The organism is Paenochrobactrum sp. BZR 201-1, from assembly GCF_044987585.2.
Taxonomy (GTDB): Bacteria; Pseudomonadota; Alphaproteobacteria; order Rhizobiales; family Rhizobiaceae; genus Paenochrobactrum; species Paenochrobactrum pullorum.
Map to the genome: position 1 here is coordinate 1 of NZ_JBJDRZ020000011.1, position 22,156 is coordinate 22,156.

Sequence of the window (22,156 nt, forward strand, 5' to 3'; positions counted from 1 at the left end):
ATGGATGACCGCTATCGTGGTGTTTATGGTGAGCGGCAGGTGGTGTTTGTCAATCCGGCTGATATGGCGGAAATGGGTGTTGAAGCCGGAGACAGAGCCGATATTATCGGCCAGTTTGATGATGGTATCAAGCGGGTTGCCGAGAATTTCCGCTTCGTGCCATATGATATTCCGCGCGGATGCGTGGCCGGTTATTATCCGGAAATGAATGTGCTGGTGCCATTGGTGAGTTTTGGCGATGAAAGTTATACCCCGACATCTAAATCGGTGATTGTTACTTTTCGAAAAACTGCAAAGCTTGCCGCATGAGCGAGCATGAGACGGCTTACAAAGAAATATCGGATACAATTCAACTGTCTGATTTAACAAAGCATTTTGTTACTTTGGTTGAGGCAATTGAAGCAAAGCAATTGCCGATAACCCGTTTGGGCGCTGGTATTATCGCGGCATTGCTGTTGGATGGGGCGCATGACAGCCGCTCGTTTTCAAGGCTGTTTGAAATTGAACACGCATTGGTGCTGCGTGCGCTTGCCTATCTGGCAGCGGAAGATGGTTTTTTGACAATTACCCGACGGGATGAGCGCACCCAGCGCAGTTTTTATAGTTTGAGCGAAAAAGGTGAGAAACTGAAAGCTCAATTGATCACCTGATCGGCTTAAAAGTTAAAACAGCTCTTGCTAAATGGTTCCATACAGGTTCTATTCATCTATCATGGAGCAAATCAGTTTAAAAGAAGCGATTGAACTTACAGGCTTGCGCGAGCAGGAACGCAGCGGGCCGCTTTATAAACATTTAGCCTCTGTTTTAAAAAAGCTGATCCAACAAGATGTCTTGCCTGCGGGCAGTGCCTTGCCGCCTGAACGTGAATTGGCGGATATGCTCAGTATCGGCCGTGTCACGGTGCGAAGCGCTTATCAGGTGCTAGCTGATCAGCAATTGATTGAAACGCGCCACGGCAGCGGCAGATTTATAGCGGAGCGTCCGGCGCGTATCAGCCAGCCTTTATGGAAACTGACATCGTTTTCGCAAGCCATTTTAGCACGCGGTAAACAGCCCGAAGCCAAAACGCTGGATATGAAGATTGCTTTTCCAAGCGCTGAAGAAGCCGAAATTTTGCAAATTGAACGTAATACGCAGATTGTGCGGTTGCATCGTTTGCGCCTCGTTGACCAGATGCCATTGGCGCTGGAATGGGCTGTGGTGCCGCGTCATTATTTAGGCGATGGGCTTGATAATATCCGCTCGCTTTATAAGGCTTTTATGGCGCAGGGTTATGAACCGGTACGCGCGCAGCAACGATTTCAGGCGGTAGCATTAGACAAGAAAAATGCACAATTGTTAAAAACCCCACCCAATGCACCCGCCTTGCTGATCGAGCGGATATCCTATCTGACAACGGGTGAAGTGGTTGAGCTGACACGCACCATGTATCGCGGTGATGCCTATGATTTTGTCGCCGAACTCAGCATCGACGAACATCCCGACCGATAATCCATCGATTTTCCAAGATTACTCTTGCGGGTGCAATGTGGGCAGTGCATTACAGCTGCCATGCAATTTTGGCGAACGCTCCGGGTGGAGGAGCATGGGGTTTTTTGAGGAAATAAAATGCATAATTATGTTTTGACGGTGAGCTGTCGTGCGTCCCGCGGTATTGTTGCCGCGATTTCGGGCTATCTGACGGCGAAGGGTTGCAACATCATTGACAGTGCGCAATTTGACGATCTCAAACATGGGCGTTTTTTCATGCGCATCAGCTTTATTTCCGAGGAAGGGGCGGGGCTGGAGGAGCTGCGCAGCGGTTTTGGCGAAGTCGGCGCGCCTTTTGAGATGCATTTTGAATTTCACGACACGAATGAGCGCATGAAAGTGCTGCTGATGGTATCGCGTTTTGGCCATTGCCTGAATGATCTGCTTTATCGCTGGAAAATCGGTGCGCTACCGATTGATATTGTCGGCGTTATTTCCAACCATTTTGATTATCAAAAAGTGGTGGTCAATCATGATATTCCGTTCCATCATATTGTGGTGACAAAAAACAACAAGGCGGAAGCCGAAGCCCGCATGATGGCGATTGTTGAAGAAACCGGCACCGAGCTGGTGGTTCTGGCGCGCTATATGCAGATTTTGTCGGATGATCTGTGCCAGAAAATGTCAGGCCGCATCATCAATATTCACCATTCATTCTTGCCGTCATTCAAAGGGGCAAACCCTTATAAACAAGCCTATGAACGCGGGGTAAAATTGATTGGTGCGACCGCGCATTATGTGACAGCCGATCTCGATGAAGGGCCGATTATCGAACAGGATGTGGCGCGTGTGACCCATGCCCAAAGTTCGGCTGATTATGTGTCGATCGGGCGTGACGTGGAAGCGCAGGTATTGGCACGTGCCGTTCATGCCCATATTCATCACCGCACATTTTTAAATGGTGATCGCACCGTTGTGTTTCCGGCAAGCCCGGATTCTTACGCTTCCGAGCGAATGGGATGAATACAAAAAAGCCCCGAAAATCGGGGCTTTTTCCATTATTCAATGTCGAATGATACACCTTGCGCCAGTGGCAAGGCTTTGGAATAATTAATCGTATTGGTGGCGCGGCGCATATAGGCTTTCCATGCGTCGGAACCCGATTCACGGCCACCGCCCGTTTCTTTTTCACCGCCGAACGCACCGCCGATTTCTGCGCCCGATGTGCCGATATTGACATTGGCAATGCCGCAATCAGAGCCTTCAGCCGAAAGAAAACGCTCCGCTTCCTGCAAATTCAGCGTGAAGATGGAAGAGGAAAGCCCAGCGCCAACCGCATTGTGCTTTTCCAGCACATCGTCAAAATCACTGTATTTCATCACATAAAGAATAGGGGCAAAGGTTTCTTCGGTGACGGGTGAGGTTTGGTTCGGCATTTCTACCAAAGCTGGCTTGGTGTAATAGGCATATTCAAATCCTAAATCGACGCGGGTTCCGCCGGTTATTTTGCCGCCATTGGCGGAAGCTTTTTGCAAACTTGCCTGCATCGCATCAAAAGCTTGTTTGTCGATTAAAGGGCCTACCAGTGCGGTGCTGGTGAGTGGGTTGCCGACGGACACTGACTGATAGGCTTTTTGCAGGCGCGGCACAAATTGATCATAGATGCTTTCATGCACAAACAAGCGGCGCATGGTGGTGCAACGCTGACCGGCTGTGCCCATCGCGCCAAAGGCAATAGCGCGCAAGGCCATATCCTGATCGGCTGACGGGCAGACAATACCGGCATTATTGCCGCCAAGCTCAAGAATGGAACGAGCAAAGCGTTTGGCCAGACGAGGGCCCACTTCGCGCCCCATACGGGTGGAACCGGTGGCGGAAACGAGCGCAACTTTTGCGTTGTCAACAAGCGCTTCGCCCATCGCTTTATCGCCAAGCAGCACAGAGGAAAGATTTTTCGGAGCATCACCGAAGCGCTTCAGAGCACGCGCCAGCAGAGCGTCACAGGCAAGTGCTGTGAGTAAGCTTTTTTCGGATGGTTTCCACACGACGCTATTGCCGCAGACAAGCGCCAAAGCGGTGTTCCATGCCCAAACCGCAACAGGGAAGTTGAATGCAGAAATTACACCGACAACGCCCAGCGGATGCCATGTTTCCATCATGCGGTGGCCTGCGCGTTCGGTTGCGATGGTGAGGCCATAAAGCTGACGGGAAAGACCGACGGCGAAATCGCAAATGTCGATCATTTCCTGCACTTCGCCCAAACCCTCGGAGGTGATTTTACCCGCTTCAATGGAAACGAGGCGCCCGAGATCGTCTTTGGCGGCACGCAGTTCCTCGCTGAACAAGCGGATCAATTCACCACGGCGCGGTGCAGGCACCATGCGCCATTCTTTAAAGGCGTCATGCGCGGCATCAATGATAAGTGCCGCATCTTCTGCATTATGCGCTGGGATGGTAGCGATTTTTTCGCCGGTGACAGGCGTATAAGCATCCAGATTGCCGCTGCTAAAAAGAGAGTTTTGCACACCAAGACGGGTCAGAAGCTCTGCGGTTTCTGTTTTCACATTGCTGTTTACGCTTGTCATTGGGTATTTTCCTTTATGCTCACGACACGTCTTCATGAATTTATAGTATTATATCAGCGATTTTTGGCCTAAGATTGCAATTAAAATAACTATGTTGATGCGAGATCGGAATGAAGCTTAATCGTCGGCTGATACCGGATATCGGTAATTTGCAAGCTTTTGAATGTGCAGCGCGTCACGGCAGTTTCACGCAAGCTGGCTTGGAACTTAACCTGACACAAAGTGCTGTGAGCCGCCAGATTAAAGAGCTGGAAAACCAGCTGGGTGTGTTGTTATTCGAGCGGGTACGCCAGCGGATTTTATTGTCTGATGCGGGCAAGAAATTTTTGCCGGAAGTGCGGCGGCTCCTGAGCCAGACAGAAGATACAATGTTGCGGGCGATGGCATCGGCGCAATCCACATCCGCTTTGAGTATTGCCACTTTGCCGACCTTTGGTAATCGCTGGTTGATGCCGCGTTTGCCGGATTTTACCAAAAACCATGCCGGTATCGCTCTGCATATTGCTTCGCGCTCGACGATTTTTGATTTTGACGAGCAGCCTTTTGATTTAGCCATTCATTATGGTAAACCGGTTTGGGCGCATGCCAGTTGCACCTATTTGTGCAGTGAAATGATTGTGCCGGTAGCATCACCGGCTTTGCTTGCAGGGCGGTCATTTAATGTGCCGGAAGATTTGCAGGCAGAGGCTTTGTTGCACTTGGAAACACGGCCGAAATTATGGGCGCAGTGGTTTGAAATGTGCGAATGCGAGATGCAATCTGCCTATCACGGTCATCGTTTTGATCAGTTTTCCATGGTGATTGGTGCGGCCATTGCTGGCATGGGCGTGGCACTTCTGCCGCTCTATCTGATTGAACAGGAGTTGCGATCAGGGCAATTGCAGGTGTTGTTTGAGCAGCCGTTGCAGACGGATAATGATTATTATCTGGTGGTGCCGGAGGGCAAACTTGATAATCCGCTGACGCAGATTTTCTGCCAATGGATTTTGGGGCAGGTGCAGAAGAAATAAAAAAACGGGCTTGTCATCAACTGACAAGCCCGTTTTGTTTTTTACTTTTTGCGCATCGCTTCCAGCAATGCCGCACCAAAAGTGCCTTGCGAGCTTTCGGTACTTTTTGCATTGTTTTGCGGCTTATTTTTAAACTGTGGTGCAGTCTTTTGGGCTGTGCGCGGTGCAGGGGCAGTTTCACCACCACCATCTTTGCGCATGGTCAGGCCGATGCGCTTGCGTGGCACATCGACTTCCGTCACGCGCACCTTTACCACATCACCGGCTTTCACCACTTCATGCGGATCTTTGACGAAACGGTCAGCCAGTTGTGAGACATGCACAAGGCCGTCTTGATGCACACCGATATCTACAAAAGCACCAAAGGCAGCCACATTGGTGACGGTGCCTTCCAGTTGCATACCGGGTTTGAGGTCTTTGATGTCATCAATGCCATCGGCAAAGGTCGCGGTTTTAAAGCCCGGACGCGGGTCGCGGCCTGGTTTTTCCAGTTCTGCGATAATGTCTTTAACCGTTGGCAGACCAAAGCGCTCATCGACAAAAAGTTTTGGATCGAGCGCCTTCAGCATCGAGCTGTCACCCATCAGAGCGCGTACATCGCGGCCACAGGCTGCAACGATTTTTTTGGCAACGCCATAGGCTTCAGGGTGTACTGAAGAGGCATCCAGCGGTTCTTTACCATCCGGAATGCGCAAGAATCCTGCTGCTTGCTCAAAGGTGCGGTTGCCGAGGCGAGGAACCTTCAAAAGCTCTTTACGGGTTTTGAAAGGGCCTGTTTCATTGCGGTGCGTAATGATCGCCTCAGCCAAGGATTGCCCAAGACCGGAAACGCGAGCCAGCAGCGAAGCGGAAGCGGTGTTGAGATCAACGCCAACCGCATTCACCGCATCTTCCACCACAGCATCCAATGAGCGGGCGAGACGTGATTGGTCAACATCGTGCTGATATTGGCCGACGCCAATGGATTTCGGCTCGATTTTCACAAGTTCCGCCAGCGGGTCTTGCAGACGGCGGGCAATGGAAACCGCACCACGGATGGAAACGTCCAGATCAGGAAACTCTGCCGCTGCCGTTTCGGATGCTGAATAGACCGATGCACCCGCTTCAGACACAATGACTTTCAGTGGTTTTGGAGCAGGCATGTCGTTTAACATATCCACCACCAGACGTTCGGTCTCGCGGCTGCCGGTACCATTACCAATGGCGATCAGTTCGATCTTATGTTTGCGGATGAGCGCTGCCAGTTCGGCTTGCGAGCCGCGCAGATCATTTTTCGGTGGAAACGGATAGACGGTCGAGTGGTCAAGCAGTTTGCCGGTGCCATCAACAACCGCGACTTTGACACCGGTGCGGATGCCCGGATCAAGTCCCATGGTAGCGCGCGATCCGGCAGGGGCGGCGAGCAGCAGGTCTTTCAAATTACGGGCAAAAACCTGAATGGCTTCTTCTTCTGCGCGCTCACGCAATTCACGCATTAAATCAAGTGACAGCGACAAAGAAAGCTTGACGCGCCATGTCCAGTTGACCACTTCCATCAGCCATTGATCGGCAGGCAATGTGTTGCCGATCTGGTAGCTGGCGGCAATCATACGGATGACAGGCTTGAGCGGTGAAGTGTCGTCTTCATCGACTTCAATGTCGAGGGAGAGAAAATCTTCATTGCGGCCACGCAACATAGCAAGTGCGCGGTGTCCGGCAATATTGCTCCAGCGCTCTGAATGGTCGAAATAGTCGGAGAATTTAGCGCCCGCTTCTTGCTTGCCTTTCTCCACTTTGGAGCGCAAATGTGCATTAGAGCGCATGTGCTGACGCAAGCGCCCAAGCAGGTCGGCGTTTTCGGTAAAACCTTCAGCGATAATGTCGCGCGCACCTTCAAGGGCAGCTTTCACATCGGCGACATCACCTTGCACATAGGTCTCAGCCAATTTTGCAGGCACAACCGTGCGGTCAGCCATAATAGCTTCGGCCAGTGGTGCAAGGCCACGCTCGCGGGCAATTTCGGCGCGTGTACGGCGCTTAGGCTTATAGGGCAGATAAATATCTTCAAGCTCGGCTTTGGTGGCGACACCGGCAATTTTCAATTGCAGATCAGGTGTCAGCTTGCTTTGTGAATTGATCGATTCAAGAATGGTATTACGGCGTGCTTCCAGCTCGCGCAAATAGGTCAGGCGCTCGGAGAGAGTACGCAATTGCGTGTCGTCCAGCCCACCGGTGACTTCCTTACGGTAACGTGCCACAAAAGGAACAGTGGAACCCTCATCGAGCAACTGAATGGCTGCGGCGGCTTGTTCCGGCCGCGCATTGATTTCCGTTGCGATGAGGGGAGCGATACGCTTGATGTCGTCTGCCATATGTAATTCAACCTTGTTTATTCATTACAGAATGATAGTTGGCTGCGAGCCTTATGCAATCAAACTGCATCATCTATGTAGCACATCCACAGGAAATGAGCTTGCTTTAATGGCTTTATTTATAGACGGGCGCGGGTGCTGCGCGGAGTGGCCAGAAGCAAATTGGTTTCACTTGCGGTAATGCCCGGAAGCAAACGGATGCGGCGCAAAATAGCGTCGAAATCGGAGAGTGTTGCAGCGCCAAGTTCGACGATCAAATCCCAGCGGCCATTGGTGGTGTGGATGGCGGAAATTTCGGCAAAGCCGCCGAGCGAGCGCACAATACGGTCGGTCACATGGCCTTCAATTTCAATCATCATAATGCCGCGTACGGGTAGTTCGACGGCATCGGCGCGCAAAATCACCGTATAACCAAGAATGTCGCCTGATTTTTCCAGACGTTCTATGCGGGCACGCACAGTGGCGCGGGAAAGGTCGGTTTCGAGCGCCAAATCAGAGATGCTGCGCCGCCCGTTATGACGCAATAATGTGATGAGTTTTTCGTCAATCGAATCCATGATTTTCCAAAGTGATAAATTAATCTGCCATTATGATAAGTTAAAATAACATATTTGCCAATTCGACCTGTTCGTTTTGCCAGTGCCTTATGTTCAACTGAAAACTTAAAAAATGAGGATTTGCGGATGGATTGCAAAATTATCGGAGTGCCGGTGCAAGAAGGCACCGGACGTATGGGCTGCAATATGGGGCCAAATGGTTTTCGGGCGGCTGGACTTATTCAGGCGATCACAGAGCTTGGTCATAAAGTGGAAGATCTGGGTGATCTGGTGCCGGCAGAAAAAGGCAATCTCACCCATCCTAATTTGGTGATTAAAAATCTTAATGAGACGGTTGCATGGATTAAAGCCACCAGTGAAAAAGCCTATCAGCTTGCAGGTGAGGGTTTCCCGATCTTTTTAGGCGGAGATCATTTGGTGGCCGCTGGTTCTGTTGCCGGTATGCAGCGCTATGCGAGCGAGAAAGGCAAAAAGCTTTTTGTGCTCTGGCTGGATGCGCATACGGATTTTCATAATCTAAACACCACCGACAGCGGCAATCTGCATGGTACGCCTGTTGCTTATTATACCGGTCAGGCCGGGTTTGAAGGTTATTATCCGGACCTTGCTGCCCCTGTTGACCCGAACAATATTTGCATGATGGGCATTCGCAGTGTTGATCCGGCAGAGCGCCAGATGATCAGCAAAACCGGTGTTACCGTGCATGATATGCGCGTTATTGACGAGCACGGTGTGGGCGTGTTGTTGCGTGATTTTCTGGCTCGTGTGAAACGTGAAGACGGCATGTTGCACGTCAGCCTTGATGTCGATTTTCTTGATCCACAGATAGCGCCAGCCGTTGGCACCACTGTGCCGGGCGGCGCGACGTTCCGCGAAGCGCATCTGATTATGGAAATGCTGCATGATAGTGGCTTGGTCACGAGCCTCGATCTGGTGGAGCTTAATCCGTTTCTGGATGAGCGCGGACGTACCGCGCATGTGATGGTGGATTTAACCGCCAGTCTGTTTGGGCGTCGTGTGATGGATCGCCCGACGGTGAGTTATACGGGGGAGTGAGGTAGCATGTCCGTAAAATTGAATAATGTACCATTTGTCAGTGTCGATCACATGATGAAACTGGTGCTCAATATTGGTGTTGATGTTTTTTTGAAAGAACTGGCAGCCTATGTGGAAGAAGATTTCCGCCGCTGGGAGCTGTTTGATAAAACCCCACGTGTTGCGGCTCATTCCGATGAAGGCGTGATTGAGCTGATGCCGACCAGTGACGGCACGCTTTACGGTTTTAAATATGTCAATGGCCATCCCAAAAACACGCGCGAAGGTTTGCAGACGGTCACTGCCTTTGGTGTGCTTGCCGATGTTGCCACAGGCTATCCGATTTTGCTGACCGAAATGACCATGCTGACGGCGCTGCGCACAGCTGCAACCTCTGCGGTGGTCGCCAAATATCTGGCACCGGAAAATTCCCGCACCATGGCAATGATCGGCAATGGCGCGCAATGTGAATTCCAGGCTCTGGCTTTTAAAGCTTTGCTGGGTGTCGATTATTTGCGTCTTTACGATATTGATCGCACGGCCAGCGAAAAAGTTGCGGTCAATTTAAAAGATGCAGGTTTTGATATTCAAATTTGTTCTTCTGTTGAGGCCGCAGTTGAAGGGGCGCAGATCATCACGACTGTGACGGCTGACAAACAAAATGCCACGATCCTCACCGACAATATGGTGGGCGCTGGTGTGCATATTAATGGTGTCGGCGGCGACTGTCCGGGTAAGACCGAGCTTCATGCCGACATCTTACATCGCTCGGATATTTTTGTTGAATACACCCCTCAGACCCGCATTGAAGGTGAAATTCAGCAACTGCCGCAAGATCACCCGGTCACCGAAATGTGGGAAGTGATTACCGGCAAAAAAGCAGGGCGCACGACCAAGGAGCAAATCACATTGTTTGACTCGGTCGGGTTTGCGACGGAAGATTTTTCGGCATTGCGTTATGTGCGCGACAAATTGGAAGGCACGGATTATTTCGTGCAACTGGATATGCTGGCCGATCCGGATGAACCGCGCGATCTTTATGGCATGTTGATGCGCGCCAAACAGAACTAATTAGTTGATTCAGAAAATCCCTTTGCAACATTGATGGCAAAGGGATTTTTTATTTTGATGCTCTATTCAGGCCGATAATCTATACCCGACGGCTGTGGCGCGGGCTTTTATATTCACCGGCCTGTGTGGAAATTGCCATTTCAAAACTGTCGGCAATGCGCTTGGCACGGTAGATAAAAATATTGGCTGCTTCTTCGGGCCAGATTTCGAGGGCTGTTTTTTCAAACAAATGAAGCCAGCGGTCGAAGTGCTTTTCCTGTAAGCCAAGCCGCAGATGCGGCGGTAGTGGGCGCCCGTCATAGCGCCCAGTCTTCAAAATGATCGACGACCAGAAATCGGTAATGGTTTGAAGGTGATGCTCCCAGTCTTCTACATTGCTGTTGAAGATCTCACCGATCTGGTCATCTTGGCGTGCGCGGGTGTAAAATTCCCGTACCAAACGGGAAATACTAGCCTCATCAATAGCATGATGAACTTCGTTGATAAGTTGATTCATATCCGCGCAACCTTTGGCTTTAATATGATCTGTCGGCGCTCAAACGCGCCCGATCATGTGGGGTATTAAAATCAATTTCCGGCCCTAAAGGCACAACCCCGGTTGGGTTGATAGTTTTATGGCTGGTGTAATAGTGCCCCTTTATATGCTCCATATTCACCGTTTCGGCAATTGTCCCAAATTGATACAGTTCGCGGGTGTAATTTGAAAGAGCCGGATAATCTTCAATCCGGCGCAAATTACATTTGAAGTGCCCGACATAAACCGGATCAAAACGGATCAATGTAGTGAACAAACGCCAATCAGCTTCAGTTAACGCTGAACCTGTTAAATAACGGTTATTTTGCAAACGAATTTCTAACTGGTCAAGGGCTGCAAAAACATCCTTGTAAGCCTCTTCATAAGCTTCCTGAGAGGTTGCAAAACCGGCACGATAAACACCGTTATTGATGTTCGGATAGATGAAATCATTGAGCGCATTAATTTCGGTGCGTAAAGCTTCCGGATAAAAATCGACATCACTCTTGCCGAATTCATTAAAGGCCGTATTAAACATACGAATGATTTCTGCCGATTCATTGGAGACAATGGTTTGCAGTTTTTTGTCCCACAAAACTGGAACTGTAACACGGCCGGAATATTGCGGGTCGGCGCGGGTGTAGATCTGGTGCAGAAATTCTGAACCATAAAGCGTGTCGCCGGTGGCGCCATGTTCGCCTTTAAAAGTCCAGCCGTCTTTGCCCATATAATAATCAACGACAGATACCGAGATAATATCGCTCAAACCTTTGAGCGCACGGAAAATCAATGTGCGGTGTGCCCAGGGGCAAGCATAAGAAACATAGAGATGATAGCGTCCGGCTTCTGCTTTAAAGCCATCGCGTCCCGTGATACCAGCCGAGCCGTCTTTGGTCACCCAATTGCGGAATTGCGATTTGGAACGTTCAAAACGGCCTTGGGTTTTATCGGTATCATACCAGACATCATGCCATTTACCGTCTACCAGCAGTCCCATGGGATAATTTCCTTATATTGAAACATGACGCTTCCGCACCTGTTTTGACCCTGTCTTTTTATATAAATAGCGATCAAACTGTATATTTACAGCCATGATATGAGTGAACACAGTGTAACACCACTTTACGTGAAGATTTATTGGTGCTAGGTGGGAACTGTTCGCGGGCAATGAATGCCCCTTTGGAGACGTGTTTTGACAGGTATGCTTTTCATCCGACGATGAGACTGGTGAGCGCTTTTAAAGCGTTGAACTTGCATGCCTGAAGGCCAACGGCCATCCTTTACACTCTCAAGAATGCGAATATTGCCATGAAGCAAACAGAACTGACCTACGTGCAGGAAAATGCTGCGCATAACCAGCAGATCGAAGACATTAATGCTGAGGCTTTCGGGCCGGGTCGTTTTACCAGAGCTGCGCATTTTATCCGTGAGGGTGGCCCGCATGATGAGGGCTTGTCTTTTGTAGCTCTTGATGGCGACAGAGTGATTGCCTCGGTGCGCTTGACCCGCGTTACAATCGGCAGCACACCAGCTGTGATGCTTGGGCCTTTGGCGGTCAGACCAGAATTTAAAAACCGCGGTATTGGTCGCCATTTGATGCAAATGTCGATGGATGCATCAAAAGCTGTTGGCGACAAGCTGATCGTGTTGGTGGGGGATGAGCCATATTATGGCCCTTTCGGTTTTAAAATGATCAAACCAGGTTCGGTAACCATGCCGGCACCGGTTGATCCGCGTCGTTTGCTGGCTTGCGAATTGCAAGAGGGGGCGATGGAGGGTGTTTCCGGCATGATGCGTTATGCCGGTCAGGCTGCGCCAGCTCTCGTATTGAAAAAAGCGTCCTGAAATTCAAAACAGGTAATCAGGCATCGCATGTCATGTTGATGCCTGATTTTTCATCTTATCGCCCTTCGCGGTACCACAGGCCGGTGAAGATCAGCAGCAGTGCCGCCAGACTTAAAAAGCCGGAGAAAAGTGGTAGACGATTGACGTTTTTAAGCTGTGTATCGGCGGTTTCGCGCAAACCCATCCAGCCATCACCTGAGGCAGCTTTACCATCTTTTACGGCAACGATTTGCGGCAGTTTGACCGCGTCATTTTTTGCTTCATGCAAACGAATGACATTGCCACCGGTAAGCTTTGCCAGCGGGGTAAGCTTGTCAGGTGTTGAAATAATATCGGTAAATTCCGGAGCATCGACTGGCCCGACATGGGCAAGCGTTTCATAATCACCGTTTTTGATCTGATAAAGACCGACTTCTTTAGTCTCCAATACGGTTTCAAACAGGCCGGGTTGGGTTTCTTTTAACTCCAGCTCGATTTCTTTGCCCGAAGGCGTGGTGATAGTGGCTTTATCAGCCTTATCACTCATGGTTTGGCGGGTGATTTTTAATGAGCGCGCATCACCTTTGGCGGTGAGGGCTTCTTCGGCCAGATCCGGTTCCTGCATCAACCAATGGGCAATGCGGCGATAAAGCGGCGCATAGGGGCCGCCACCTTCAAAGCCACGCGCCCACAACCAGCCCTGATCGGAAAGCAACGTGCCCACACGGCCTTTACCCACACGGCTGAGCACCAAAAGCGGCTTGTTGTCCGGCCCGCTCATCACCACTTCGCCTTGCGGGGTATTAATATCAATACTTCGGAACCACCGGCTCCATTGTGGCGGCTCTTGATCACTGCCTTCAAGGCCGCGGGTGACGGGATGGCGTTTTCCGGCATCGGTCAGACGCGGGTAAAAGGCTTTTTCAGTCACTTCACCTGTCGGCAAGGCAGGCAGCACACTATAAAGCGGTGTGCGGGCAATGGATGAGTAGCCAGCATATTCAGGCCCTGCTGCTACCAGCAAAGCACCGCCATTTTCGACATATTGCGCGATGAAATCATAATAGAGCAGCGGCAGCACATCGAGATGCTGATAGCGATCAAAAATGATCAGATCAAAATCATTGACCTTATCGACAAACAGCTCACGCGTCGGGAAGACGATCAGCGATAATTCTTCAATCGGTGTGCCATCCTGTTTTTCCGGCGGACGCAAAATGGTAAAATGCACCAAATCGACAGCGGTGTCGGATTTCAACAGATTGCGCCATGTGCGCTCACCGCTATGAGGTTCACCCGATACCAGCAAAACACGCAGGTTTTCGCGGATTGCATCAACGACCGCAACCGCCTGATTGTTGATGCCGGTCACTTCACCGTCAAGCACATCGGTGCTGAGCTCAATGATGTTTGCACCCGCATGTGGTAGTTCGATGGTAAGCGAGGTTTCCTCACCAATACGGGCTTGTTGCTGGCTTACTTCTTTGCCATTGATGCGAATTTTGACATTGGTAATTGTGTCTTGTGCTGGTAATTTGCCTTGATCTGTTACGGTGAAAGACATTTGCAATGGTTTACCACTGATGCCAAAGCGCGGGGCTTTGTTAAATGCAATACGGCGGTCAAATTCATCCGGCTTACCGGTAATCAGACTATGTACTGGTGCATTAAAACCTAATGCTTGCGCATCTGCAGGAATGTCGTGCACCTGACCATCGGTGAGCATAATGGCACCACCAATGCGAGAGGGTGGCACATCGCGCAAAGCATTGCTCAAAGATGAGAATAACCGGGTTTCGTTGCCGTCATTATTATCATCAACAGCACCTGCTTCCACCACACGTACATCAAATTGCGGCAGTCCTGCCAGATACCCGGTGAGGGCTTTCAACGCTTCATCCGTATCTTGTTTGCGTTTGTCCAGTTCCTGACTTTGGCTGCGGTCAACCACCACGGCGATAGTGCTTTTCAGTGGTTCACGATTTTCATCAATGATAACCGGATTGGCCAATGCCAAACCCAAGGCAACAAGTGCCAGAAGGCGCAAAAAACAACCGCGTTTACGGACATAAAAACCGATCAGCACCATCAGTGTCAGCGGCGCCAATATGAGCAGCAGAGTAACGAGATCAAAAAGCGGTTCGAAATTTACATAAGTCATTTTTTCACCGCTTACTTGCCTAACCGCTCAAGGAGATCGGGAACATGCACCTGATCGGATTTGTAATTACCGGTCAGCATATACATTACGATATTGATGCCGCCACGAAGAGCATAAATGCGCTGCATCGGATCATTAGGAATGGTCGGATAAAGCGGTTCACCCTGTTCATTTACCGCCCATGCACCGGCAAAATCATTGGCCGTAATGAGAATGGAACTGACACCATCGCCGGCACTGACCGGGCGACTGGCATCATCATTGCTGCTTTTGGTGGCTTCAACCCATAAGGGACTGCCGGTAAAGCGCCCCGGAAATTCAGGCATGATGTAAAATGTTTTGCTGATGACGTGATTTTCAGGCACCGGTTCAAGGGCTGGCACATTCATTTGATTGAGAATGGCGCGCAACCGCTGATTGTTTGCCGAACCTGCATTGTTAAAAAGAGAACCGGCAGTCAGTTGATCGCGCGTATCGAATAAAACCGTGCCTCCTTGCTGCATATAGGCACTGATTTTGGCGATTTTTTCGTCGCTTGGCATCGGGGCATCGGCTTCAATCGGCCAATAGATCAACGGATAAAATGCCAAAACATCTTTTTCCGGATCAACACCCATTGCTTCTCCGGCTTCAATCGTTGTTCGGTCGGCAAGGGCAAAGGTCAGCCCGCGCAATCCGGCACGGCTTATATCGTCGGTTTCGGCTTTGCCGGTGATGACATAGGCAAGTCTGGTTTGTGAAAGCGAGTTGATGATCGCATCATCATCGGGCTTGCTGTCATCATGCAGCTGCGGCTCGGTCTGCTCTTGCGCGATGGCTTCCGGCGTTGGCGAGAGATGTTGCATACCGCCAAGTGCACAAAGAATGATCGCAGCTTTTAATAATTGTCGGCGGCGTTTATTGAAAACACCGCTCAAATAAAGCAGCACAGCACTGTCGAGCGCGAGCAATAAAGCGGATGTTGCCAAGAACAGCCCGCGCAATGCAAAGCTTGTTTTTTCAAGGTAGTTTTGGACGGTCACCGGCACGGTTAAAGCGGGGCGTTCTAACGGCTCCAGCTTGACATCTTTATCCAGCAGATTGAGCGCAAAGAGATTGTCTTGCGTGCCGTAAAAACCGGCAGGTGTTTGATAATCCGGCTTTGGAGCCTGATCTCTTTTGATTATTAGCGGTAAACTCTGTTTGGCAGGCGGTATTAAAGTGCCATCGGCAGCAAGGCTTAAAAATGGCGGCAGAGACATAGCTGATTCTGTTGCATTATCTGGCTGGCTGGATTGGCGTGAAAGCGCTAAGGTGCGGCGCAGCATTTCAACAAATGTGCCCGATAGCGACAGGTTCGACCAACTGTTATCCGGCGCGACATGGAACAAGATCAAATGGCCGTTGCCGCGCTGTTCGCCGGTTACAAGTGGGGTGCCGTCGGTGAGGCTTGCATAGGTCTTGTCGAAAAGATCAGGTGACGGCTCGGCAATTACCTGTCGTTTGACCGTGACATCACCAGCCGTTTTCAAACCGGCAAAAGGGCTGTTTTTAGGAAAATCTTGTAAATGCTGTGGCTCTGTCCATGATAAAGCGCCGCCGAGCGAGCGCTCGCCACGGCGCAGCATCACTGGCAGCAGCTTATCATCTGTTTCAGCATTGGCGAGTTTTGAACCTGCAAAACGCAATAAAGTGCCGCCGTTTTCAACCCATTCGACCAGCTGTTTTTCGGCGCTTTCAGGCAATTTACCAACATCGGCCATGATAATCACGGCCGGTTTTTGTGCGATCAATTCCGGCACTGCTTCCAAAAGATCAGCGGCAGCAGGGTTGATCAAATCGGCATATGGTTCAAGCGCTTTATTGATATAATAAAGCGGCGACAGCAACGGCTGTGACATATCGGTTGAGCCGCCCGACAATAGCCCCACACGGCGGCGCTGATTGGCAGCATCGAGCAGATAGGTAGCGCCCGCTTGAAAAGCTCCTTCAATATGCAACATGGTGACATCATTGCGCATTTCGACGGGTGCAAAGAAATCAGCCGTTGTGCTTACCTCATTGGCGAGAAATTGCACATCGGCACGGCCAAGCGAGCGGTTTTTCTGATCATAGGCAATGACAGAAAATTGCTGCGGCGCTTTATTGTCGGCAGCGCGGGTGGCGGTGATTTTCAAACTGTCGTTGGTGTTTTCGGCATTATTGAGAACAACAAGAGAAGCAATATCCGACGGGTACCAATCAACTGATCCGGCAACTTTATTGAGACGCCGGAAAGCCAGTTCATCGTCCGCGGTTTTCAAGCCATCGGAGAGATACGCAATATGCGGGCGTCCCGCTTTTTCAAGCGCTGTTTCTACCCGCTCAAAAGCAAAACCGCGTTGCAACGAAACTGCACGCGGTTTGATGAGATTAAGCGCTTTGCGCGCGCTTTCTCCATCAAACGGGCCGAAAGTCTGTTCAGAATTTTCAGCCGTTGCAAAAAGATAGATCGGTTGCTCAGCCTCTTCAGCTTGTTTGATCAGGCTTTCCGCCGTATCAAGCCGCAATTGCCATTCAAGCGCTGAAGCCCATCCATTATCAATGATGAGTGCGAGCGGTTTTTCAGCAATGCCTGAGCGGGCAGGTGGGTTCCAGACCGGATTTGCCAGAGCGATAATAACCAAAGCAGCAATCAAGAGACGCAATAATGTCAGCCACCACGGGCTTTTGCTCGGGGTGTTTTCATGGTGCAATAACCGCGCCAAAATGGCAAGCGGTGCAAAAACCTCACGTGTCGGACGTGGCGGTGTGATGCGCAACAGCCACCAGATCACGGGAAGTGCGAGTAGTCCTATGAGCAAATAAGGCGCAGTAAAACTTAACGGAAGGCCAGTCATTTAAAATGCCCCGCTTGATGATATGTTGGGTGCAAATGACAAGGCATTATGAATATGGCTCAGAGCTTGGCTCATGGGTTTGTCGGTCCGGCTGATCGTATAGCTCCAGCCTCGGCGCTTGCAAAAATCAATCAGTTCGGCACGGCGCGCCTGATAAAGACGCTGATAATCTTGCGTATAGGTTTCAGCGCGTCCCACCACCAGAACCTCACCGGTTTCCGGATCGGTAAATTCGGTGCGTCCGGAATAAGGAAACAATTCTTCTGCAGGATCGGCCACTTCAACCAGATGTGCGCGCACTCCCTGATTGGCAAGTGATTGTAAAAGGCTTTGCAATTCTTCAACGGGTTGCAAAAAATCACTGCAAAGAATGATTTCGTTAAAGCGTTTCAATGCACCAAATTGCGGCAGTGCCGGTAGGTCTGTTGCATTCATCAATGCCGCCCCAAGCTTTTCAGCACCGCGTCGGTTGCTGAAAGGATTGAGCAATTGCGGCCATGCAATACGCTCGCCGGAGCGCGATAAAATATCGGCCATAGCGAGTGTGAGAATGAGCGCGCGGCTTTCTTTTGACGATTGTGCCAGCTTGGAACGATAAAGCATGGAAGGCGAAACATCGCTCCACAGCCAGATAGTGTGTGCAGCTTCCCATTCTTTTTCGCGGATATAAGTATGGTCGTCACGGGCGGAACGGCGCCAGTCAATATGGCTGATCGTATCGCCTTGACTATAAGGCCGGAACTGCCAGAAATTTTCACCTGCACCGCGTTTGCGGCGGCCGTGCCAGCCATTCATCACCGTATGAGCAATTTGCTGTGCCTGCACGAGAAGTTCAGGAATTTGCGCGGCTAATCTATGCGCATTGGCGAGCGCCTGTCCGCGATCCTGAATTTCGGCTGATGTTCCGATTACTGCCATTAAACTGTGGCCTTCACCAAATCCGCAATCACATCGCGCACATGCAGACCATCGGCACGCGCGGCAAAATTCAACGCCATACGATGTTGCAGCACTGGCTCGGCCAAGGCTTTTACATCATCAATGGATGGTGCAAAACGGCCATGATAAAGCGCGCGCGCACGGGCACACAGCATCAGCGCCTGACTAGCGCGTGGGCCTGGCCCCCAGGCAATGTTTTTGCGGGTGTGATCATTATCAGCGTCAGGGCGGGCAGCGCGCACAAGCGCCAAAATGGCATCCACAACGCTGTCGGTGACCGGCATGCGGCGAATAAGCGCCTGCATTTCCTGCAAACGCTGTGCCGTGATGACTGCTTCTGCTTTGGCATTTTTCGTGCCGGTTGTTTCCAGCAAAATGCGACGCTCGGCATCAAGTTCCGGATAAAGAATGTCGATCTGCATCAAGAAACGGTCAAGCTGAGCTTCCGGCAGCGGATAAGTGCCTTCTTGTTCCAGCGGATTTTGGGTGGCCAGCACATGGAAGGGGGCTGGCAGATCATGGCGCTGACCAGCAACGGTGACGTGATATTCCTGCATCGCCTGCAAAAGGGCAGACTGGGTGCGCGGGGATGCTCGGTTGATTTCATCGGCCATCAGGAGCTGGGTAAAAACAGGGCCTTTGATATAGCGGAAGGAACGTTTGCCGTCGCCATCCTGATCCATCACTTCCGAGCCGGTAATATCGGACGGCATCAGATCGGGGGTAAACTGAATGCGCTGGCCATCAAGCCCTAAAACGGTGCCTAAAGTTTCAACCAGTTTGGTTTTGGCAAGTCCCGGTACACCGACAAGCAGAGCATGACCGCCAGCAAGAACTGCCAGCAAAGTACGCTCAATAACATCTTCCTGCCCGAAAATTGTGGTGGCAATCTGCTCACGGATTTGCGCAATATCGTGCAGCGCCTTTTCCGCCTCAGTGATCATGTTCTGTGGATCCTGCTTGAGAGTTGGGGCGGAAACATGCATGAATGACCTCTTTTGCGGTACTTTGCCAATGGTTTAAATAAATACACATAAACAGATAACTGAATAAGCGCACTGATCAGCGTGAGAATAAAAACTTATGCTATGCTGACGCGTTGTGAGCAAGCCGTGAAACGGTGACCATTTCATGACATGCCCGCAGATTAGAACAGGATTAGCCGAGTCGGATGGTAAAAAGCAGCCCCCCGCAGACAGTGTCCCCGAAAAGGCCGGATTTTAGCGGTAAAAATATCGCTGAAATGGCGGCAATCTTGCAAAATGCCGGCGCGCAGACAAAAAAAACAAAAGATTTGCCACCAGTGGAGCAATGGGCGCCCGATTTTTGCGGCGATATAGACATGGAGATTCGCGCCGATGGCAGTTGGATCCATGAGGGCTCGCCCATCACACGCAAAGAAATGGTGAAGCTTTTTGCCAGTATTTTGCGTAAAGATGCGGATGGTAAAACTTATCTGGTCACGCCGGTGGAAAAAGTTGGCATCAGGGTTGAGGATGCGCATTTTATCGCTGTTGAAATGAGCGTTTCGCCAGATCAGCTTTTGCGTTTTCGCACCCATTTGGATGATTATGTTGAGGCAGATGCACATCATCCGCTTCGTTTTGAAATTGATGCTGTAACCGGTGGTGTGAAACCCTATATTAATGTGCGCGGAAGGTTGGAAGCGCGCCTGACCCGTGCTTTGACCTATGATTTGTTGGCTTTGGGCGAAGAGTCGGATGTGGACGGCGAGGCAATGTTTGTCATCCGTTCCAAGGGGCAGGTTTTCGCCGTGATGGCGATGCGTGATCTTGAGCGATTGTCTGCAGAATTATAAACGGATTGAATGTTTGTGTATGAATGATTTGAGCGAAAAACAAGAATTTAAATTACCTGATTTTAGTGCAGCCGGATTTGCCGAGCGGGCGCGTGGATTTTTAGCGGAAAACGAAAGGCCGTCAGGTGATCACGTGCTCAACCCTGATATCGCGGCCACTATGACGGGGTTAAAATTGCGCGATGCGGCAGTGTTGGTTCCGGTGGTGGACAGAGGCGACCACACCAATGTCATTCTCACATTACGCAACGCAGCATTACGCAGTCATTCCGGCCAAATCGCCTTTCCGGGTGGCACGGTGGACAAGGAAGATCCGAGCATCATGGCTGCCGCCTTGCGTGAGGCGGATGAGGAAATCGGTTTAAAACCGCATTTTGCCGAAACACTGACCCAGATGCCGCGTTATTTATCCGGCAGCGGTTTTTCTATCACGCCGGTTTTGGCGATTATTGATCCCGATGCGCCTTTGCAGGCCAATCCTGATGAGGTGGCGGATATATTTGAAGTGCCGCTGGCTTTTTTAATGAATCCTGCCAACCATAACAAGGAAAGCCGGATGATGAACGGGCGTGAAAGATTTTATTATACAATGCCCTATCGGAAGAGATTTATATGGGGCATTACTGCCGGAATTATTCGCGGCATTTATGAAAGGCTTTACCGTTGAGCGAACCTACACCTATAGCCCAAACAAATTTAAACAGGGCTGAGTGGCTCGAAAACGCTGATCTACAAAGCCTGTTTGCATTGCTTAATCATGATGGTGAGGAAGCACGCGTGGTGGGTGGTGCGGTGCGCAATAGTCTGCTTGGAGTTTCGGTTGGTGATATTGATATTGCAACCAGCTGGAACCCGCAAGAGGTGACGAGCCAAGCAATCGCTGCCGGCTATAAAACGATCCCGACCGGTATTGAGCATGGCACTGTGACTGTGGTGATCAATGGCTCTGCTTTTGAGGTCACAAGCCTGCGTGCTGATATTGAAACCGATGGTCGTCATGCCACAGTGGTGTTTGGTAAGGATTGGAAAGTGGATGCGCTGCGCCGCGACTTTACCATCAATGCACTTTACGTGACCGCTGAAGGTGATGTGATTGATCATGTTGGCGGAATTGCCGATATTGAAAAACGGGTTCTGCGTTTTATCGGCGAGCCGCAAGAGCGTATCCGTGAAGACTATTTGCGTATTATGCGGTTTTTCCGCTTCTTTGCTTGGTATGGTGCAGGGCGCCCCGACACGGATGGTTTGAAGGCGGCAGCGCGTTTGAAAGACGGCATTCATCAATTGTCTGCTGAGCGCATTTGGGCAGAATTGAAAAAACTCCTATCGGCACAAAACCCGTCACGCGCTTTATTATGGATGCGACAGGCTGGTGTGTTGTCGCTGATTTTGCCGGAAAGTGAAAAATGGGGCATTGATGCCGTGCATGGTTTGGTGCAGGCAGAAAAAGACTTAGGTTGGCAGGTGGATGCCTTGCTGCGCTTGGAGAGTCTGGTGCCGCCCGATGCTGCGCGCATGAGTGAATTGGGGAGCCGCATGAAAATGTCCAACGCCGAGCGTGCGCGTTTGGAAGCATGGGCGCGGCTTGAGCCAATCAAACCGGAAATGACTGACATGCAATTGCGCAAATTACTTTATCATAGCAGCCGCCAAGCAGTGACTGATCATATTCATCTGGCTTATGCACGTGCGCGTTTTGAAGCGGTGAATAGTGACGAGGCGATGATTAAAGCCGGGAGTTATGCACGTTTGTTGGAAATCGCCCAGAATTTTGAACTGCCGGTCTTTCCGGTGACGGGTAGCGATTTGTTGGAACGTGGCTTTGAAAAAGGCCCGCAACTGGGGGCAGTTCTTAAAAGCTTGGAAAAGCTTTGGGTTGATTCCGGTTTTCAGGAAAGCCGTGAAAAGCTGCTGACCCATTTGTAAATATTAAAAAAAGCCGGATTGCATAGTGCAGTCCGG

At 50.6% G+C, this 22,156-nt stretch carries 19 protein-coding genes and 1 pseudogene; 11 read left to right on the plus strand and 9 right to left on the minus strand.

The features are described from left to right. From ACI0FR_RS08550 to purU, 4 genes and pseudogenes are all read left to right on the plus strand, one after another. Positions 1-309, plus strand: a pseudogene (locus tag ACI0FR_RS08550) (CbbBc protein); the annotation flags it as partial. Further along, positions 306-650 carry a hypothetical protein gene (locus tag ACI0FR_RS08555; protein ID WP_404906111.1) on the plus strand — a complete coding sequence of 115 codons (345 nt, stop codon included), beginning with the start codon at positions 306-308 and terminating at the stop codon, positions 648-650. The pseudogene ACI0FR_RS08550 and the gene ACI0FR_RS08555, both read left to right, overlap by 4 nt. Before the next feature lie 61 nt (positions 651-711). Next, positions 712-1,491: a GntR family transcriptional regulator gene (locus ACI0FR_RS08560; RefSeq protein WP_404906110.1), complete on the plus strand. Its 780-nt coding sequence runs from the start codon at positions 712-714 to the stop codon at positions 1,489-1,491. A gap of 117 nt (positions 1,492-1,608) precedes the next feature. Further along, positions 1,609-2,493, plus strand: coding sequence for a formyltetrahydrofolate deformylase (purU, locus tag ACI0FR_RS08565; protein WP_374831518.1), 885 nt, complete (start codon positions 1,609-1,611; stop codon positions 2,491-2,493). A 35-nt stretch (positions 2,494-2,528) separates the two neighbouring features. On the opposite strand, the gene amaB is transcribed toward purU, so the two are convergent. Then, on the minus strand, positions 2,529-4,055 hold the full coding sequence (gene amaB / locus ACI0FR_RS08570) for an L-piperidine-6-carboxylate dehydrogenase (protein WP_374831520.1): 1,527 nt from the start codon (positions 4,053-4,055) through the stop codon (positions 2,529-2,531). Between the two features lie 110 nt (positions 4,056-4,165). Here amaB and ACI0FR_RS08575 point away from each other — a divergent pair, with 110 nt between their 5' ends. Further along, positions 4,166-5,065, plus strand: coding sequence for a LysR family transcriptional regulator (locus ACI0FR_RS08575; protein WP_374831522.1), 900 nt, complete (start codon positions 4,166-4,168; stop codon positions 5,063-5,065). A gap of 41 nt (positions 5,066-5,106) precedes the next feature. Here ACI0FR_RS08575 and ACI0FR_RS08580 read toward each other — a convergent pair whose 3' ends face one another. Then, positions 5,107-7,416 carry a Tex family protein gene (locus tag ACI0FR_RS08580; RefSeq protein ID WP_404906109.1) on the minus strand — a complete coding sequence of 770 codons (2,310 nt, stop codon included), beginning with the start codon at positions 7,414-7,416 and terminating at the stop codon, positions 5,107-5,109. A 119-nt stretch (positions 7,417-7,535) separates the two neighbouring features. Further along, a complete protein-coding gene (locus tag ACI0FR_RS08585; RefSeq protein ID WP_374831526.1) occupies positions 7,536-7,973 on the minus strand; it encodes an Lrp/AsnC family transcriptional regulator in 438 nt (145 codons plus the stop codon). Between the two features lie 126 nt (positions 7,974-8,099). Here ACI0FR_RS08585 and rocF point away from each other — a divergent pair, with 126 nt between their 5' ends. Together rocF and ACI0FR_RS08595 are read left to right on the plus strand one after the other, a co-directional pair. Next, the gene (gene rocF / locus ACI0FR_RS08590) at positions 8,100-9,029 is read left to right on the plus strand and encodes an arginase (protein WP_404906108.1); all 930 of its coding nucleotides are present in this window, start codon (positions 8,100-8,102) and stop codon (positions 9,027-9,029) included. Between the two features lie 6 nt (positions 9,030-9,035). Then, the gene (locus ACI0FR_RS08595) at positions 9,036-10,079 is read left to right on the plus strand and encodes an ornithine cyclodeaminase (protein ID WP_374831530.1); all 1,044 of its coding nucleotides are present in this window, start codon (positions 9,036-9,038) and stop codon (positions 10,077-10,079) included. A 79-nt stretch (positions 10,080-10,158) separates the two neighbouring features. On the opposite strand, the gene ACI0FR_RS08600 is transcribed toward ACI0FR_RS08595, so the two are convergent. Next, positions 10,159-10,575: a group III truncated hemoglobin gene (locus ACI0FR_RS08600; RefSeq protein ID WP_374831532.1), complete on the minus strand. Its 417-nt coding sequence runs from the start codon at positions 10,573-10,575 to the stop codon at positions 10,159-10,161. 19 nt (positions 10,576-10,594) lie between these two features. Continuing rightward, entirely contained in the window at positions 10,595-11,590 is a 996-nt protein-coding gene (locus ACI0FR_RS08605) for a glutathione S-transferase family protein (protein ID WP_404906107.1), read from the minus strand. Positions 11,591-11,901: 311 nt separating this feature from the next. Here ACI0FR_RS08605 and ACI0FR_RS08610 point away from each other — a divergent pair, with 311 nt between their 5' ends. Beyond that, positions 11,902-12,438 carry a GNAT family N-acetyltransferase gene (locus tag ACI0FR_RS08610; protein ID WP_374831536.1) on the plus strand — a complete coding sequence of 179 codons (537 nt, stop codon included), beginning with the start codon at positions 11,902-11,904 and terminating at the stop codon, positions 12,436-12,438. Between the two features lie 55 nt (positions 12,439-12,493). Here the strand turns inward: ACI0FR_RS08610 and ACI0FR_RS08615 are convergent, their stop codons facing one another. Genes ACI0FR_RS08615 through ACI0FR_RS08630 form a run of 4 tightly spaced genes read right to left on the minus strand, consistent with a single transcriptional unit; the run spans position 12,494 to position 19,361 of the window. Continuing rightward, entirely contained in the window at positions 12,494-14,578 is a 2,085-nt protein-coding gene (locus ACI0FR_RS08615) for a hypothetical protein (RefSeq protein ID WP_404906106.1), read from the minus strand. 11 nt (positions 14,579-14,589) lie between these two features. Then, positions 14,590-17,436 carry a DUF4159 domain-containing protein gene (locus tag ACI0FR_RS08620; protein ID WP_404906105.1) on the minus strand — a complete coding sequence of 949 codons (2,847 nt, stop codon included), beginning with the start codon at positions 17,434-17,436 and terminating at the stop codon, positions 14,590-14,592. After that, positions 17,437-18,354, minus strand: a complete 918-nt coding sequence (locus ACI0FR_RS08625; protein WP_374831542.1) for a DUF58 domain-containing protein — start codon at positions 18,352-18,354, stop codon at positions 17,437-17,439. It abuts the gene before it with no gap. After that, positions 18,354-19,361, minus strand: a complete 1,008-nt coding sequence (locus ACI0FR_RS08630) for an AAA family ATPase (RefSeq protein WP_404906104.1) — start codon at positions 19,359-19,361, stop codon at positions 18,354-18,356. Before ACI0FR_RS08630 ends, ACI0FR_RS08625 begins: the two co-directional genes overlap by 1 nt. 185 nt (positions 19,362-19,546) lie before the next feature. Here ACI0FR_RS08630 and ACI0FR_RS08635 point away from each other — a divergent pair, with 185 nt between their 5' ends. The 3 genes from ACI0FR_RS08635 to ACI0FR_RS08645 are packed head-to-tail and all read left to right on the plus strand — an operon-like array spanning position 19,547 to position 22,120. Continuing rightward, positions 19,547-20,194 (plus strand): DUF1285 domain-containing protein, encoded by a 648-nt coding sequence (locus ACI0FR_RS08635; RefSeq protein WP_404906103.1) that lies wholly within the window; start codon positions 19,547-19,549, stop codon positions 20,192-20,194. 19 nt (positions 20,195-20,213) lie between these two features. Next, complete coding sequence (locus tag ACI0FR_RS08640) at positions 20,214-20,861, plus strand: CoA pyrophosphatase (RefSeq protein WP_404906102.1); 648 nt, start codon at positions 20,214-20,216, stop codon at positions 20,859-20,861. Positions 20,862-20,875: 14 nt separating this feature from the next. After that, on the plus strand, positions 20,876-22,120 hold the full coding sequence (locus tag ACI0FR_RS08645; protein ID WP_404906183.1) for a CCA tRNA nucleotidyltransferase: 1,245 nt from the start codon (positions 20,876-20,878) through the stop codon (positions 22,118-22,120). Positions 22,121-22,156 lie beyond the last annotated feature (36 nt).